The organism is Chamaesiphon sp. OTE_75_metabat_556 (assembly GCF_031378165.1).
Classification (GTDB): Bacteria; Cyanobacteriota; Cyanobacteriia; order Cyanobacteriales; family Chamaesiphonaceae; genus Chamaesiphon.
The window spans coordinates 1-16,470 of sequence record NZ_JANNDR010000183.1 but is presented as its reverse complement, the minus strand read 5'-3'; the positions used below and the strand labels follow the sequence as shown (position 1 = coordinate 16,470).

Sequence of the window (16,470 nt, the reverse complement as noted above, 5' to 3'; positions counted from 1 at the left end):
AACACGCAACCGAACCATGTACTCGATGGGGAAGCGTCGATCTGAGCTATTTGAGATAAAAAAATCCCTTGATATTGCGGCTTTGTCGATCGGACAATAAAAAAGGCTCCAACAAAGTCGCTAAAACCTTGTCAAAGCACCATTCTATTGTTGTTTCTTCTTAATCGGGATGAGAGGATTTGAACCTCCGACCCCTGCTTCCCGAAAGCAGTGCGCTACCAAGCTGCGCTACATCCCGATATTAGGTCTAACATCTTACCATGGAAATTATAACCCACATTTAGCGAGTTCGAGAGGTCGTCAACCAATTAAAATATAGCTAAACCCAGACTAGCAAGCCCAGAAGTCATTCCCGATCGAAATTAACCGATCGATTAACATGAGTACAGTCAAACCCGATCTCGACTGGCAGTTGCCACCCCAATTAGAAATCCCGCCTGAATTTGTCGCGGCGATCCGTGCGTGCAAACCGACTGTCAATGGTAAATATGCTGCCCAATTATTATGGCAACGAGGTATCCAGGAGATCGATCGATTGCCTGGTTATTTGGATTGTGACAAATATCAGCCGACTAGTCCCTTTGCCTTTGGCATAGAGATGACAGCGGCGGTAGAGCGATTAAAAAAGGCTTATATCTACGCCGAAAAGGTGGCGATTTGGGGTGATTTTGATGCGGATGGGGTAACGGCGACTAGCGTGCTGTGGGATGGATTGGGGCAGTTTTTTGCGCGGGGAGAACGGTTGAGCTATTACATCCCCGATCGCATGAAGGAATCCCACGGGTTGAACGTGGCGGGGATTAAAAAATTGGCGACGCAAGGAATCGATCTGATTATTACTTGCGATACGGGCAGTACGAATATCAAAGAAGTTGAATATGCAACTAAGTTAGGTATTGATGTCATCGTCACCGATCACCATACCTTACCTGCTAAACGTCCGCCAGTCGCGGCAATTATCAATCCGCGTTATTTTGAATCTACGCATCCGTTATTTCATCTTGCTGGAGTGGCGGTGGCGTATAAATTAGTCGAAGCTCTGTATCTGACTCTGCCAGATATTCCCCAACAGCCGGTAGAGTATTTATTAGATTTAGTCGCGATCGGTTTAATTGCCGATTTGGTGCAATTGAGTGGCGATTGTCGCTATCTGGCACAGCAGGGAATTAAGCGATTAACATTGCAAAATCAACCAGATATCGACGGCTTTCGGCCGGGAGTACATAAGCTATTGCAATTATGCAAACGCAATGGCGATCGACCGACGGATATTTCATTTGGGATTGCACCGCGTATTAATGCGATTAGCCGGATTCATGGCGATGCGAGTTTTGGGGTGGAGTTATTAACGAGTCAAGATGTCGATCGTTGTCACGAGCTAGCCGCCGAAACTGAACTCGCAAATACGCGACGGAAGGAATTGCAAAAGAATACGACTGCCAAAGTTCAAACTAAATTAGCAGATTTAGATTTATCGACAACTTCGGTAATTGTGCTGGTAGATAGCAATTGGTCGCCAGGAGTCTTAGGATTAGTTGCCGGACAAGTCGCCCAAGAACATGGTAAGCCGACAATTTTATTAAGTACTAATAGTGACGGCGATCCTGGGAAGGACAAGGTCAAAGTTGCCAGAGGTTCGGCTCGATCAACTCAAAATATTGATCTCTATCAACTCGTCAATTCCCAATCCCATTTACTCAATAGTTTCGGTGGACATCCTTTCGCAGCAGGAATGAGTATTAACCTCGATAATATTCCGGTATTTACCGAAGCTATCAACCAGCAGTTGCAAGCGAAAATCGGCACGATTCCCCCACCATCGATCGCGACCGATCTGGTCGTAACAGTTGCCGATCTCAATGCTGGCAGTGGACGAGAGTTATTTGAAGATTTATTACTACTAGAACCTTACGGTATGGGCAATCCAGTACCTAAATTACTAATTAAAAACTGTTTTTTCAAGGATATCAAGAATCGCAATATTCAAGATTTCAAAGGTAAAACCGTCCAATATATTCGGACTAAATTTGGATTAATCGATCCGACTAGCTCGAACGAATTTCCAGGGATCTGGTGGGGACACTACGAGCACGAGCTACCCAGAGTTGCTTGTGATGCGATCGTCGAACTAGATTTTAATTCTTATGACAAGAGATTTGAAGTAAGATTGGTCGAAGTCCGTCCAGCGGCAATTATCAGTGTTACCTCGTCCCTCCGCCAAGTTCAACCAAATGCACTCGATTCTCATTCTGAGAGGCTCCGCCAACGTCAGCAACCACTACAAATCCTCGATTTCAGACAAACAACAATTGATCGGTCGGCGACCAATTTAGATCTAATTATTTGGGTCGATGAATGTCCGAGTGACTGGAATCAATTACATACTTATTGTCGTAAAGCAATGCTAACCAAGAGTAAGCTCGCTCTCAATTATCAATCTACAAATTTAGCAACTAGTAGAGAAATATGTCAGCAGCTAATCGGAGCTGGTAAATATTTAGCAACCAGTAGTGAAAGTATCGATTTAGCGCGATTTAGCGCGAAACTAAAAATCAGCGATCGATCCTTGCGATTGGGCTTAGATATGCTAGTAGAAATTGGCTTTGAAGTCTCATTGCAAAGTGAAACTAATATCCTGACGATCTGCAGTGGCGATCGAATCCAAAACCTGTCAGAATCAGATTTATACTCGTTATTTATAGTCAGACAATTCTTGGCCGCGATCGACGAAGAACAATTTAGACGTAACTACTTTCTTCAGGTGCCAGTTTACGCGATCGCATCTAGTTTGAGCGGTTAGAGAGTAGGGATCTACGATACATAAATCGGAGCTGTACTAACTCCGATTTATGTTGCAATTGAGAGCGATGTATGCTGTTAACTAATACTTATCTGTTGTTAAGTTAGCGATCGTGACGACGTTCGCGGTACCATTGACCGCGACCGCGACCTTCGTAGGGACGATAGAGACGGCGAAAATTTTCGGGGCGACGGCGTTCGGAACCGCGATCTCGAAATAAGCCCCCTTGAGGGGAACGTTGTTCGAGACCGCGATCTCCAAATAGTCCTCCTTGGCGGGGTTGTTCGGTCTGACGCTGTTGTGGTTGACTCTGCTGTTGCGGTTGACTTTGCTGCTGTGGCTGACTTTGCTGTTGCGGTTGACTTTGCTGTTGTGGCTGGTTTTGCTGCTGTGGCTGACCACCACCCTTCATGATTACTTGAGCGTGAAGGTGCGCAGATGGTTGCACGGATTGCAGACTAGAATTAGCGATCGCCGAGCGAGCACTAGAAGCTGTCGAGAGCAGTGTCAGGAAGGCTATGGCTAACGGGGTAAATTTCAACATGGCTAGATATATCCAAGTTCTAGGTTTTGTATAGAGACGGATGTTTGAGAATTTTGTTCGTAGTCAAGGATGTGGAAAGATCGATCTCGATTGCCGCCACAGATCGTAACAGCTAAAAACGAACAACCACCCAAAGAGATGTTAAATTTTTAATAGCTAAGTTAAAATATTGCTGTTTTGGGAGCGTATAAATAATGGTCGTAATTTTCAATCTGGCACTATTTGCCCTAGTGCTACTATCTTTCGTGATGATCGTCGGCGTCCCGGTTGCTTATGCAGCACCACAAAACTGGGATCGGTCGAAACAACTCCTGTACGTCGGTTCGGGAGCTTGGACGATTTTGGTGGTAGTGGTTGGGGTCTTAAACTTCTTGGTAGTTTAGATTGCTAATATATTTGATCGGTTGCTAGAAAGATTACACGGTCTCGATCGCAGCCGATCGCCATCCTCGTATTTGCTAGCTCAAAAACTAGTAGTGGCGATCTCGATAATTCGCGACACCGTAGATTTTGAAGTCCACTTTTTAAAAATTCCCTATCCCTTACTCCCTAAGCTAAATGGCCGTTTTTGAAGGCACCCTTGTCTGCGATCGTTCTTTACGGTTTGCGATCGTCATCGGTCGATTTAATGACCTTGTTACTAATAAACTCCTAGAAAGCTGTCAGGATTGTCTCAAACGACACGGAATTGATATCGACCCCGATGGTAGTCAAGTAGACTATGCATGGGTGCCCGGATGCTTTGAGGTGCCACTGGTGGCCAAAAAACTGGCTTACTCTGGTCGCTATGATGCGATTATCTGTTTGGGTGCGGTAATTCGCGGCGATACACCCCATTTTGATTATGTATCGTCGGAAGTCGCCAAAGGTGTAGCGGCAGTTGGTTTTCAAAGCGGTACGCCAGTTATCTTTGGTGTCTTGACTGTCGATACAATGACTCAAGCCTTGGAACGTGCTGGCATCAAAGGCAATCACGGTTGGGGTTACGCGCTCAACGCGATCGAAATGGCCACCTTGATGAAAAATTTGCCGACATCAGTCGATCCAGCCACTCCCTAGAGGGCGTTTGAAAAGGGGGTAGATAGTAAACGGTTCATAAGGTTACAGACGGAGAAAGACGCTATGGAAAAGAGTTGTGAAAGCTAGCCAGTGTGGATCTCAAGCCAAGTGAAATACCGTTAGGCTATGAGTATCGAAAAGGATGGCGAGAAGGATTAAAAGTTGCGATGAAAGTGAAAGATTCTCAGGGCAATCCTCAGATTGAATGGCTTAAACAAGAGCACCAATTTACAGCAACTAGCCCTAAATCAGATGTACAGCAAAGGGATGATATAATAGCATCCGCCATAATAACCCGTTTGTAAATACTATGTCCGTTTCTGCGGTATTACCAGCATTATTGGTTCTAGCAGATGGCACAACCTATCCTGGTTGGTCATTTGGCGCGATGGGTACGACCATTGGCGAAGTTGTTTTCAATACGGGGATGACTGGCTATCAGGAAGTCCTCACCGATCCGAGCTATAGCGGTCAGATTGTCGTGTTTACTTATCCAGAACTGGGTAATACTGGCGTCAATCCTGACGATGAAGAGTCGGCTGCGCCGCACGTGCGGGGCGCGATCGCGCGGAATGTCTGCTATCGTCCGAGTAACTGGCGATCGACAGCTTCCCTGCCCAAATATCTCGAACACCACAATGTGCCAGGGATCTACGGGATCGACACCCGCGCGCTGACCCGCAAATTGCGATCGGCTGGAGCGATGAATGGGGCGATTTCTACCGAAATTCTCGACCCAGTGGAATTGCTCAATCTGGTTCAATCTGCGCCGAGGATGAGTGGCCTAAATCTAGTCGATAATGTGACGACTAAGGAGGTCTATGAGTGGTCGCAACCGAGTGAAGCGATGTGGGAATTCAAACCCGAACCGGCTGCTGACAATAGCAAACCGTTAACGGTGGTCGCACTAGATTTTGGCGTGAAGCGAAATATCCTCAAGCGGTTGGCCAGCTATGGTTGTCGCGTAATTGTCGTCCCTGCGGATACCTCCGCCGTCGAAATTCTTCAGCACGACCCCGATGGGATCTTCCTCTCTCATGGCCCTGGCGACCCCGCCGCCGTGACGGCAGGTATATCTACGACCAAAGAGTTATTGAATGCTAATAAGCCGATTTTCGGTATCTGTATGGGGCATCAAATCCTGGGTCTGTCCCTAGGGGCGGAAACCTTCAAACTCAAATTCGGCCATCGCGGACTCAATCAACCAGCTGGACTCACCCAAAAAGTAGAAATCACCAGTCAAAATCATGGCTTTGCGATCGATGCCGAGTCCCTCAGTGCCGAGATCGAAATCACCCACCTCAATTTAAACGATCGGACGATCGCTGGACTGCAACACAAGACACTCCCCTGCTTTTCCGTCCAGTACCATCCTGAAGCTAGTCCTGGTCCCCATGACGCTGATTATTTGTTTGCTAAGTTTGTCAACCAAATGCGCGAACTCAAAGTCAGGAGATAGAGGGAAATAGAGTGGGAGATTGGTAAAATAATGAGCTGAATCTGTGATGGTGCGATTGCCAGTCGGATTGAGATCTGAAGATCGATCGCGGTTGGCGCGGCAGAAAAAGGCTAAATAGTTTTGGCGTTATTGTTGACTCAAACCTATCTCTAACAATATGTCTGCCGGATCTATTGCTGACTATCTACTGTCGCTTCCATCGATCGGAAGTTGACAAGAAGACCGTAATTTGTGATAAATCCAGAGTATTGTTTAGTATCGCTGACAGATAAATCATTTATTTAAGTAAACATTTAAGGAGGCTATTATCGCTGAACCACTAAGCTTAACCGTGAGTCTCCGAGGCACTCGCGAAGTCAAAGATAACTATCAACTATTCCGTCTGACCGGATTACTCGACGCCTTTTCCGAACCGACATTTAGAAAGGTGATGGAAAAATGTGTCGAAGAAGGGCCAGGAAACCTGATTTTGGATCTATCCAAAATTGATTTTGTGGATAGTTCTGGACTAGGTGCCCTCGTGCAACTAGTCAAAAAGGCGCAAGGGGTCGAAGGCACAGTTCAAATCGTCACGAATGCGCGAGTCACCCAAACTGTCAAACTCGTGAGATTAGAACAGTTCCTCTCACTCCAAACGTCCGTTGATGCTGCATTAGCGCGGATTGTAGCCAGCTAATCGAGGTTGTTGGGATCGGTCGTCACTCGATCGATTAGCGCATCAATACCAGCGATGACCGATCCCATTACCTAGCTGCTAAGTTTGATGTCAAAATTGCCGAATTTAGACCAGGTTCGAGAATTCTTGATAAGATCGGAAAGCTAAATCCAGATTTGTTAGAGCTATTACTTAGAGATCGTAGTGGGTGAAACTGAGCTACCACAAAGCTGGCAACAGCTAAACATTTTAGGTATCCCCCCCGACCGCGTGCCGCAACTGTCACCAGCAGCCTTAGCATATTTGGGCGATGCTGTGTACGAGCTGTTCGTACGTACGAACTTTTTACTTCCGCCCAAGCGCGCTCGTGTTTACCACCAACAAGTTGTCGCCCAAGTACGTGCCGAAGCCCAGTCTAGTCATTTACAATTCATCTTGCCCCATCTGACAACCGCAGAATTGGATGTCATCCGCAGAGGGCGGAATGCGGCCAACGGTCGTCCGCGTCGCCTCGATCCCGAAGTTTATCAGCAGGCTACCAGCTTTGAGACTTTAATCGGTTATCTTTACATTACTAATCCCCCCCGGCTCGGGGAGTTGCTCGCGCTCCTCCATCTCGATCCGAATCCAGCCCCATAATTTTAGCTAATAGATATCATGGTATTTAAACCTCGTCGCTCCAACAGCGGCAAACCTTCACCACGTCAAGGAGATCGCGACAGTGGCGGCAGTGGGGATCGCGATTTTCGCCCCAGTCGGAGTGCTGATGGTGCCGACAAATATCGTCAGACTGGAGATACGCCGCGTCGCCGCGAAGGTGGGGAATCGGGCTATCGCGATCGCTCGGAAGATCGCCCATCGGGGGATCGTCGTCCCCGCAAAACTGATGGCGCAAATAACTTCGATCGAGATCGCAGCTATCGTCCCCGCCCAGCCGAGGGCGGTCGAAGCTCCGACCGACCCAACCCCAGTAAATTTGGTGGCAAAGACAATCGCGCTGATAAACCCCGCGAGGAGCGTAAGGATTGGGGCGTGCCGCGTCCGAATACCAATCGAGACTTTGCACCGCGCACGGAAGGCTATCAGCCCCGCAGAGATGATGCCGCTGGAGATCGTCGCGGTGGCAATAATGCCGATCGGGGACGCAACGATCGAGATCGCCCCAGTTACAATCGCGACGATCGTCAGTCTAGTAGTTTTGGCGGAGATCGCCGCCCCCGCGAAGATCGCCAGTCCAGTTTTGGAGATCGCCGCTTTGGAGACAATCGCAGCGATTCATTTGGCAAAAGAGAAAGCCGCAACAATCGCGGTGGCTGGCAAGATCCCCCCGCGCCAGAGATCGCGGAGGAAGAAGTCACTGATTATTTGTATGGGAAGCACTCAGTTTTTACGGCGATCGAAAAAGAACGCCAAATCAATCGGATCTGGGTCCTCTCCAAACTCCGCCACCATCCTGCCTTTTTTACTCTCATCGACCAAGCCAAAGCCAATGGTACGGTCGTCGATGAAGTAGATGCCCAGCGATTGAGCTATCTCGCCAATGGCGGCAATCATCAAGGGATCGTCGCCCAAGTTGCCCCCCATGACTATCTCGAAATCGAAGAACTAATTACCCGTGCATTAGCAGCTTCAGACAGTCCAGTCATCGTCGTTGCTGATGGGATCACCGATCCCCAAAATCTCGGCTCGATCGTCCGTACCGCCGAAGCTTTGGGCGCACAAGGCGTGGTGATCCCGCAGCGGCGAGCTGTCGGAATTACGTCTACGGTGCTCAAAGTAGCTGCTGGCGCGCTAGAATATCTGCCCGTCGCCCGTGTCGTCAATCTCAGTCGCGCCTTATCGCAACTCAAAGAAGCTGGTTTCTGGATTTATGGCACTACTGCTGATGCCGAGCAAGCCATCTATAGCATCGATTTTACCGATCGACGTCCGGTGGTGCTGGCAATTGGTTCTGAAGGTGATGGCTTGAGTTTACTCACCCAAAAGGGTTGCGACCATTTGGTTTCGATTCCGCTTAGTGGCAAAACTCCCAGCCTAAATGCTGCCAATGCTGCCGCCATGTGCTTATATGAAATATCGCGACAGCGTTTGTCAAATATGTTACGGCTATCTGAGCGTTAAGCGAGTATTTTGGGATTATTTAATATCTAGGGCTTAACCATTCCTCAAGTCAATTAACTTATTAACCTTCTTTGAATCAGCGGAAGCTAAACCAATGAATATTCAAGATCTCTGGAGCAGCGCGCTCCATCTGATGGGACAAGCTTGGTGGGTCGAAATTACCACCGATCGACCTCACTGTAGTTATTATTTTGGACCATTTGCGACCGCAGTGGAAGCTGATGAAGCCAAAGCTGGTTATATCGAAGACTTGGAGTCTGAATCCGCTCAAGGTATTCAAGTAGCGATCAAACGCTGTAAGCCCGTCCAGATGACAATCGATTATGATTCCCAAGAAACCGCATTAGAAAACTATGACTCGATCGTCAAAGCATCTATGAGCGGCCAATTTAGCTAGGACTGCGCTGGCGATCGTCGAGCGTTACCAGATCTCAGATTTGACATTAGCTCTAAATTACTAAAACAGTGGCAGTGGATCGACCCACTGCCACTGTTTTAGTTTTATGCTCAACTCTCGGCTGGCTCACCCTAGCCACTTGTCCAGATCGATTCTAAATTCCAAAACTTGACCATCCTCACTACCAAATTTAATCTGCATCCCAGATTGGAGGGGAAACTCTTGCTCGTGAACTTTGACCCACTTATTTTCGCGCGTCAATACGTAACTGCCGAAGCTAGATGAGTCGCGCAGATAGTAGACACCACTACTAGCATCATCGATCGAGGAAGAACGATAAATAATCTCCGCATGGCGTTTCGATACCCAGGGTTCGTTAAGCACCAAATCGTTGTCAGTAGAGCGACCGACCCGCATTTTGCCAGCACTAATTGGAAAATCTGGATTGGTATGAAAACTGAGCGATCGCACGTAGGCGAGGGGAATCGATCGGGGCACGAAGGGCATCTCGGTAATTGCTTCGGCGATCGGCCTGACCAACTCCCCGTCAAACTCTGGGTGCATATAGAGAATAGGCAACGTCCACGCTGGTTGATTGTACTTGTAGACGGTTAATAGTTGTTGTCTGGCGATCGCGACTGCTTCATCGATCGAAATTCGATGCGCCAACGCCTGGGTGAAAGTTTGGATAAAACTCAACGCCTCGCGATCGGCGATTGGATCTCGCATCGCTAGTACTGCAGGTACGCCATAATGGAGCAAGACTTCGGCGAGGCTGCTGCGCGGCACTGCCTGCTGTTGGTATTGATACGGTCGTGCGCCCCAACAGGAATTAAACACTGCCAGTTTGACACCACACCGCACGAGTAATTGTGCCAATTCCTTACCATTGACACCGCCGAGTTGATTGAGCATCAACAAGCCACCGTCAACTGCAGGCATCCCATGTCCGGCATAGAAGAATAAATTGTACTGCTGGTGTTCGAGTGCTGCGATCAGTTCGCGCGGAGTAGGCTGCACCAACGTATCGACCTGACAACCGGCTGGATTGAGACGATTGGGAGGATTGAACCCACTGGGCATCGTATTCTGCAAGGCTTGGGAGATCGTCACTGCTTCTTGTTGGAGATCGAGCTGGGGACTCCCCGGAATATTCTGACCGAGCACCAAGAGAATCCTAATCGAGCGATCGATTCGTTGAGATGGCAGCGGATCGACATCACTATTTGTCCGACTGAATAACACCTGTCGATCGAGCGAGATGGCGGGCTTACCGGGCTGTGACTGCACGATCTCCCACGGTAACGGGATTAAGTCCGGATCGCGAACTTCTAGGCGCAGCCGCAGCAATTTTTGCCGACCGATCGCAATCCCTTGACTTTGGGCAAAGGCCGTCCCGATCTGGCGGCAAAATAACCATTTCCACAACTCTACCCCCAAATACTGCATCAGATTTGCACTATAAACTTGGGGCTGCGCCGCGTCCGCAGGGATCGCTGCTAAATCTAAATCGGGAATATCTAAACCTTGATGGCACGGCAAACAATACGGACTACTCCCCGAACTAAACAGCCCTTGCCATCCCAACCAAATTTGGGATAAATTGATCGTCCAATTGCCATTTTCCAGGACATAGCCGCCAGGATTTGGGGCTTTGAGCACCCAGATATTGTAGTTATCGGGGATGGCTGCACCCAAACGGGCAATGGCAATATTTAGAGAAGGATGTTCATCCACGGCTAGATGGCAGGAAAGTTTAGGAACAAATAAGACGCTCTTGGGCATGACCTTGGTTAGAGGATAACCGCATCCAGTGTCATTATCGGCGATCTTTGTGCCAAAAGGTAATCCTGATGACGAACTGTTGTCGCAAGTCCGAACGGTAGCTGAATCATCCAGCGGCTGGACAGAACCCTAAGTCGCTATACTTGGACTATGTAGTCAATTTCCACTTACTTACCTTATGGGCTTGATTGAATTACTAATCCTATTAGGTTTAGGGGTCGGAACGGCCAGATTTATCTCGAAATCCAACCGCCGCAAACGCCTAGAATCAGCTTTTTATCAGCTATTGCGCCAGCAGGATAGTTGTATTTCTTTAATCCAGTTAATGACGATTTCACAAATAAGTGCTCAGGATGCCAAGCTGTTTCTCGACGCACAAGTGCGGTTACTTGATGGCATCCCCGAGGTTGATGACGACGGCGATACCTTTTACCGTTTTCCCAAATTAAAGCTACCAGCGGCGATCCTTGATGATGACTGGTAGATTATCGGGATACTCCTCATGGCTAGAGGTTTAGTACTCAGCAGCATCAGTGTCGGTACAAGTTCTCATTCCCTCGCTGTCTTGAAAAGGTGCTCTACTCGGGGAAACCCCTGTTCCCGCACTTTTCGCTCCCCGCAAAATAGTAACTTGATCAGAATCGCCGGAAAACCCCGTCGCTGAGAGAAGAATCCCCGTCTCTTTAGAGCGGAGAGTGTCAATTACGCATAACACTAGTAGGTCGCTAGTAGATTGATCGCGACAGTAGAGGTGAGCCAAAGTGATACACCTAGAAACATCCAGAATGCTGATGGTTGCGATGTTGAGCGAAAATTAAGGAATGTAATATTTTCGCCTTATGGTCATAAATGGACACCCGATCGGGATTATGATGAGGAAAATTGTAAAGTTTCGTAAGAAGATAACTTTAAACATATGCCACTTCCATTATTAGAATATAAGCCATCGAGCCAAAATACTCGGGTTAAAGGCTATGAAGTACCTAGTGACGAACAGCCCAGGGTATTTTCCACAGAAAACCTGCTGTCATCTACTGACCTAGATAATTTGATCGGATCGGCTTATCGTCAGATCTTTTTTCATGCTTTTGCAGCCGATCGCGAGAAATTCTTAGAATCTCAGCTCCGCAGCGGCCAAATCACTGTGCGGGACTTCATTCGCGGCTTGTGCTTGTCGAATACTTTCACCAATAGCTTCTACAACCTCAACAGCAACTATCGGTTCGCCGAACATTGCGTGCAGAAGGTGCTCGGACGCGATGTCTACAGCGAAGCTGAAAAAATCGCTTGGTCGATCGTCATCGCGACTAAAGGTCGTGCTGGCTTTATTAATGACTTGCTCAATAGCGATGAGTATCTCGAAAACTTTGGCGATAATATCGTACCGTTCCAACGGCGGCGGGTATTACCCTCCGGTGCGAGTGAATTACCCTTTAACATCAAATCGCCTCGCTACGATGCTTACCATCGCCGCAAGCTCGGATTCCCCAAAGCTTCTTGGCAAGCAGCCGTCCGTGGTTACAAGCCTCAAGACAAACAGCCCAAAGCTGGCGATCCCGCTCTCTATGCTGGCATGGCTAAAAGTCTGGGCGCGATCGGCAATCAGCCACAATCAATCTCGCCTTACAACATCGATTATATGAATCTCGTACCCCGTCGCTAATTTAGCAATCTGAGTACAGTTAAGAGGTTGTCGATTCGGTTACTTTGCCTGCGGGTTGAGCGACTCGATCGACAGCCTCTTTTTGTTGTAGCTGTCTATCCATGACATCGATCGATCATCAACCTCGTAGGGGCAGGTTTATGCCACCAACCCAAACCTGAAATCAACCTAATTCAAACCTGCCCAACCCCACCAGCAACCTCCAGGCGATCGGAAATTCGATTACCACTAGCACGCTACACGATCGATCTGTTAATAGTAGGTGACGATCGATCGGTTAATCGTGGGGTTCGATCGATCTGTTAATAGTAGGTGACGATCGATCTGTTAATAGTAGGTGACGATCGATCGGTTAATTGTCGGTGAGGGCAGGTTTGTACGATAGTTATCGTTACAATCGAGACTACCAGCATAAACCAGCCCCTACAGACCCCTCACCATCCCAAACCCCACAAACCACCCAAAATCCCCTCCTCGGAGGGGTGGCGCGCAGCGACGGGGTGGGTTCCATGTTCACACCCCCCGCAAAATCGCCGCAACAATCATCGAATCATCCAGATCCAAATCATCCCACAGCACCTCAACCTCCCGCTCCCCAGCCAACACCCGCCGAATCGCCGCCACCAGTTGCCCCCTCCCAATTTCCACTATCTGAACTAGCACTGGCTCCAACTGCTCCCGCACTGCCGCATCCACCACAGCGGCTACCACCAATTCGATTAATGGAGCGTGCTGCTGTAACTCATACTGAGTGCCAGCAAAAGCCGCCTTGGTAGTACGCGCTAATTGGCGATATTCCCTAGCATTGTCAGGTTCGTTTTGGGCAGTGGCGATCTCTGCCAAGAGAGTATAAATGTTCCAGATTGTTGCTGCGGCTGGATCGAGAGTTTCCATGATTTCCAAAGCTGCTATGGCAAATTGGTTTGCTTCTGGTAAACGGCTCGCTTGGGCTGATAAGTTAGCAAGGTTGGATAGTGTCATAGATTCGCGTACCCGATTACCAACTACCTGATAACCTTGTAGTGCCTTTCGATACCAATTTTCAGCCTCAGTCAGCTTATTTATTCTCAGACTCTGATTTGCTAGCTGATTATAAGTGTCTGCGGCCTCTTTCAAATGGCCTTGTTGTTCGTTGATTCTGGCAGATTCCCGATAAGCTCGATCTGCATCTGCCCACTGCGAACCCATTGCATATACCCTACCCAATTGGTGCCATGCAATAGCCTCCGAGTCTGGTTCTTGGAGTTGTTTGAAAATTTGGAGAGCTTCGTGATATTGCTGTGCAGAGGTGATTAGATCGCCTTGCTTCATTATGAGTATGCCCATCTGAGTCTTAGTAACTGCTAAACTTCTTAGATGTCCAAGCTCTTCATCAATAGCCATCGCATCCTCATAACTTTTACGAGCTTGCTGAAATTCCCCTAAATCTGTTAATAGACTGCCTAACTCTAACTGGAGAAAACTTTGTTCTTCTTTGACACTTTTGCTTGATTCTAACTGCTCTAACAAATTCAGACCCTCCTGGAGGCACTGAGCTGCATCGGACAATTGACCCTGAGATCTAAAGCAACTTCCTAGACGGACTAAAGTACTTACTCTTCTAGAGTTTGGTTGGAACTCTATTCTCTGCAAAATTTCGTTGAATACCTTGGCGGCAGAAGAATATTGACCAGATAGAAGCAATTGCTCTCCTTGATTATAAAGTACTAAATACCAGTCATTGGAATCTTCAGCACTGATGAATTGATTCAGCCGCTCAGTCAAAAACGCTCGATCGCGCTTTAGCCCAAACAAATTGAGAAACCGATTCACACAATCGACAAAATCCACCGCATTCTCAGATTGGGAAGCCAAAGCCCACTTGACTGCCCAGAGTAAATTGGGTAACTCCAGTTTGGCGATCGATCGAACCGTCACTGTATTCTGACTATCAGTCTGATATAAAGCAGTCGCCAAGCCATAATAGTGCTGCTGATGTTGCAGTCTCAGATCCTCTTGCTCCGCCGCTGTCAACCGCCCCCACAACACCGGAGCCAAAGTCGGATGAAACCGCAGAAACGGCAACCCTATATCCTCCATCTGCATCAACCCCGTCCGCAGCAACGCTGTTTTCAGCTTATCCCACTGCTCCGGCTCAAACTCCAAGACCTCCAAAATCTGAAATTCAAACGCCCCACCCTGAAACACGCCCAACCTCGGCAACACCGCCAACAGATCCGCATCCAACCGCTGCAACGACAAGTTCAAAGAAGCAGCCAAACACCGCTGCTTATCCGCCAGTGGCTCCGCCGCCAACAACGCTTCCAAACTCCGCGCCAAATCCGCCACCCGTCGCGCCTTCAACTGGTAAGCCACCAACTTAATCGACAGCGGATGAAATTGCACCAGCTCAAACAGCTCAATTAACGCCGCTCGCGTTGGCAAATCCCACTTCGGCGCGGGTGGCAACTTCATCAACCCCTGAAAATAGCGCAGCGCATCCTCTGGCTGCCGCTCATTCCCCAACCCCGACAACGACAACAATTGATGCTGCCGACTATTCGCCGCCGGATAATCGGCATGACTCAAACCCCCATCCCGCGTCGTCAATAGCAACCGCGTCGCCCCTACCTGCGACCACTCCTTCGCCACCGTCAACAACTCCTGCAACGTCTGGGCTGCCAAACTCTCCAAATTGTCCAGGATAATCAGCGTCCGTCGCTCTGCCAACGCCTTTGTCACCGCCGCTGCATCGATTAAAGTCTGCTCCAACACGCACCCAATCTCGGATACCGCCGTACTCACCGCATCCACCCCTTGGAACGCCGCATAGTCCACAAAACACACCGCATCAAACATTCCCGTCTGACTCAACCACCGCCCAGCTTCCACTGCCAAATAAGTCTTACCCTGTCCGCCAAAACCCGCAATGGTAATCCGCCGCGTGCCCTGCACAAATGCTCTCTCGATTTGCCACAACTCCCGACTGCGCCCAAAAAAGCCCTCCTCCGCCACCGCTGGCAACCGATGTTTCGGCGACTCGATCTGTGGTAACGTCTTCGCCTTCTTCAGCAGCGTAATATCGCCCCCCGCCTGATACCAAGCAGGTAAAAACCAGTCCGATAATTCTAGCTCGATCTGCTCCGTCCCCCGCCACCGCAGTCCCCGCTTCTGCTCGAAATACAAGTCCTGCCGCGCATTCGCCAAAGCTATCCCCAAACTTTGCCCCGCCGCTAATTCTCCATAAAACTTGCCAAATAACTGCTCCGTCGTTGTCACCAACACCGAATAAGTCATCGCTAATACGGCGGGAATCCCGCGATTGGTTAACTGCGCCGCCACACAACCCAAAGCATCCTCGCCTTGTCCCATCATTGCCGATTGACAAGCCGATAGCACCACCAAACTCACCTGCTGCCGATTCAGCGCGTCGCCTAATTTTTCCGCAGAAACCCGTTCCGCGCCACCATTCGCATCCTCAAATAGCAAATACCCCATGTCCAGCGATTTGCTGCCCTTCGTCAGCCCATCATGCTTGCCAGCCGTAACTTCGCCATCGCTCGTAAACACACCATGCCCATCAAAATGCACGATATCGACTGGCAGCGATCGATCTTGTAGTCGCTCCCGTAAATCCTTCAGCGTCGCCGGACGCAAAAACTCCACCACCACCCGCCCAGGTGCCGTCTGCTCGATCGCCTTTAATACCGCCTGTCCCTCCGACCTCGGATCGAGAAACCCCACCCCATCAGGACGGCTCACCACCATCAATAATCGCAATTGTGACTTCGGGTTTACCTCGACAGGTCTTCGACCCCCTCCCGCCCCTGCTAGCTGCCGCCGCACCGCAATTCGCGGATTCTCATGTACCAAATATGTCCCATTCGGATCGCACAACAATTCCCACGGCAACCGCAAGATCTCTGGCTGACTCGCCGCGATCGTCAATTGTCGCCCTTCACCCGCCGCATCCTGAAATTCATTGAATAATCGCTCGGCAGATCGATC

14 protein-coding genes and 1 tRNA gene are annotated in these 16,470 nt (G+C 49.0%); 11 read left to right on the top strand and 4 right to left on the bottom strand.

The window, feature by feature from the left end; genetic code table 11:
* Positions 1–164: 164 nt before the first annotated feature.
* Positions 165–238: transfer RNA gene (locus tag RMO27_RS07635), tRNA-Pro, on the bottom strand.
* Positions 239–379: 141 nt separating this feature from the next.
* On the opposite strand from RMO27_RS07635, the gene recJ reads away from it, so the two are divergent.
* Complete coding sequence (recJ, locus tag RMO27_RS07630; RefSeq protein ID WP_309731036.1) at positions 380–2,800, top strand: single-stranded-DNA-specific exonuclease RecJ; 2,421 nt, start codon at positions 380–382, stop codon at positions 2,798–2,800.
* 103 nt (positions 2,801–2,903) lie between these two features.
* Here the strand turns inward: recJ and RMO27_RS07625 are convergent, their stop codons facing one another.
* Entirely contained in the window at positions 2,904–3,344 is a 441-nt protein-coding gene (locus RMO27_RS07625) for a hypothetical protein (RefSeq protein WP_309731035.1), read from the bottom strand.
* A 194-nt stretch (positions 3,345–3,538) separates the two neighbouring features.
* Here RMO27_RS07625 and psbZ point away from each other — a divergent pair, with 194 nt between their 5' ends.
* The 8 genes from psbZ (at position 3,539) to RMO27_RS07585 (ending at position 9,035) form a co-directional block, all read left to right on the top strand.
* Positions 3,539–3,727: a photosystem II reaction center protein PsbZ gene (psbZ, locus tag RMO27_RS07620; RefSeq protein ID WP_309731034.1), complete on the top strand. Its 189-nt coding sequence runs from the start codon at positions 3,539–3,541 to the stop codon at positions 3,725–3,727.
* A gap of 175 nt (positions 3,728–3,902) precedes the next feature.
* A complete protein-coding gene (ribH, locus tag RMO27_RS07615; RefSeq protein WP_309731033.1) occupies positions 3,903–4,403 on the top strand; it encodes a 6,7-dimethyl-8-ribityllumazine synthase in 501 nt (166 codons plus the stop codon).
* Between the two features lie 92 nt (positions 4,404–4,495).
* Positions 4,496–4,708: a hypothetical protein gene (locus tag RMO27_RS07610; protein WP_396133639.1), complete on the top strand. Its 213-nt coding sequence runs from the start codon at positions 4,496–4,498 to the stop codon at positions 4,706–4,708.
* Positions 4,709–4,713: 5 nt separating this feature from the next.
* The gene (carA, locus tag RMO27_RS07605; protein ID WP_309731032.1) at positions 4,714–5,862 is read left to right on the top strand and encodes a glutamine-hydrolyzing carbamoyl-phosphate synthase small subunit; all 1,149 of its coding nucleotides are present in this window, start codon (positions 4,714–4,716) and stop codon (positions 5,860–5,862) included.
* 331 nt (positions 5,863–6,193) lie between these two features.
* A complete protein-coding gene (locus tag RMO27_RS07600; RefSeq protein ID WP_309731031.1) occupies positions 6,194–6,538 on the top strand; it encodes an STAS domain-containing protein in 345 nt (114 codons plus the stop codon).
* Between the two features lie 183 nt (positions 6,539–6,721).
* Positions 6,722–7,156: a ribonuclease III domain-containing protein gene (locus RMO27_RS07595; protein WP_309731030.1), complete on the top strand. Its 435-nt coding sequence runs from the start codon at positions 6,722–6,724 to the stop codon at positions 7,154–7,156.
* 18 nt (positions 7,157–7,174) lie between these two features.
* Positions 7,175–8,638 carry a 23S rRNA (guanosine(2251)-2'-O)-methyltransferase RlmB gene (gene rlmB / locus RMO27_RS07590; protein ID WP_309731029.1) on the top strand — a complete coding sequence of 488 codons (1,464 nt, stop codon included), beginning with the start codon at positions 7,175–7,177 and terminating at the stop codon, positions 8,636–8,638.
* Positions 8,639–8,732: 94 nt separating this feature from the next.
* Complete coding sequence (locus RMO27_RS07585) at positions 8,733–9,035, top strand: DUF1816 domain-containing protein (protein WP_309731028.1); 303 nt, start codon at positions 8,733–8,735, stop codon at positions 9,033–9,035.
* A 126-nt stretch (positions 9,036–9,161) separates the two neighbouring features.
* On the opposite strand, the gene RMO27_RS07580 is transcribed toward RMO27_RS07585, so the two are convergent.
* Entirely contained in the window at positions 9,162–10,820 is a 1,659-nt protein-coding gene (locus RMO27_RS07580; RefSeq protein ID WP_309731027.1) for a CHAT domain-containing protein, read from the bottom strand.
* A gap of 178 nt (positions 10,821–10,998) precedes the next feature.
* Here RMO27_RS07580 and RMO27_RS07575 point away from each other — a divergent pair, with 178 nt between their 5' ends.
* A complete protein-coding gene (locus tag RMO27_RS07575) occupies positions 10,999–11,304 on the top strand; it encodes a hypothetical protein (RefSeq protein ID WP_309731026.1) in 306 nt (101 codons plus the stop codon).
* 432 nt (positions 11,305–11,736) lie between these two features.
* Positions 11,737–12,483 (top strand): phycobilisome rod-core linker polypeptide, encoded by a 747-nt coding sequence (locus tag RMO27_RS07570; RefSeq protein ID WP_309731025.1) that lies wholly within the window; start codon positions 11,737–11,739, stop codon positions 12,481–12,483.
* A 513-nt stretch (positions 12,484–12,996) separates the two neighbouring features.
* On the opposite strand, the gene RMO27_RS07565 is transcribed toward RMO27_RS07570, so the two are convergent.
* The coding region (locus tag RMO27_RS07565) for a CHAT domain-containing protein (RefSeq protein WP_309731024.1) at positions 12,997–16,470 on the bottom strand (3,474 nt) is incomplete at its 5' end.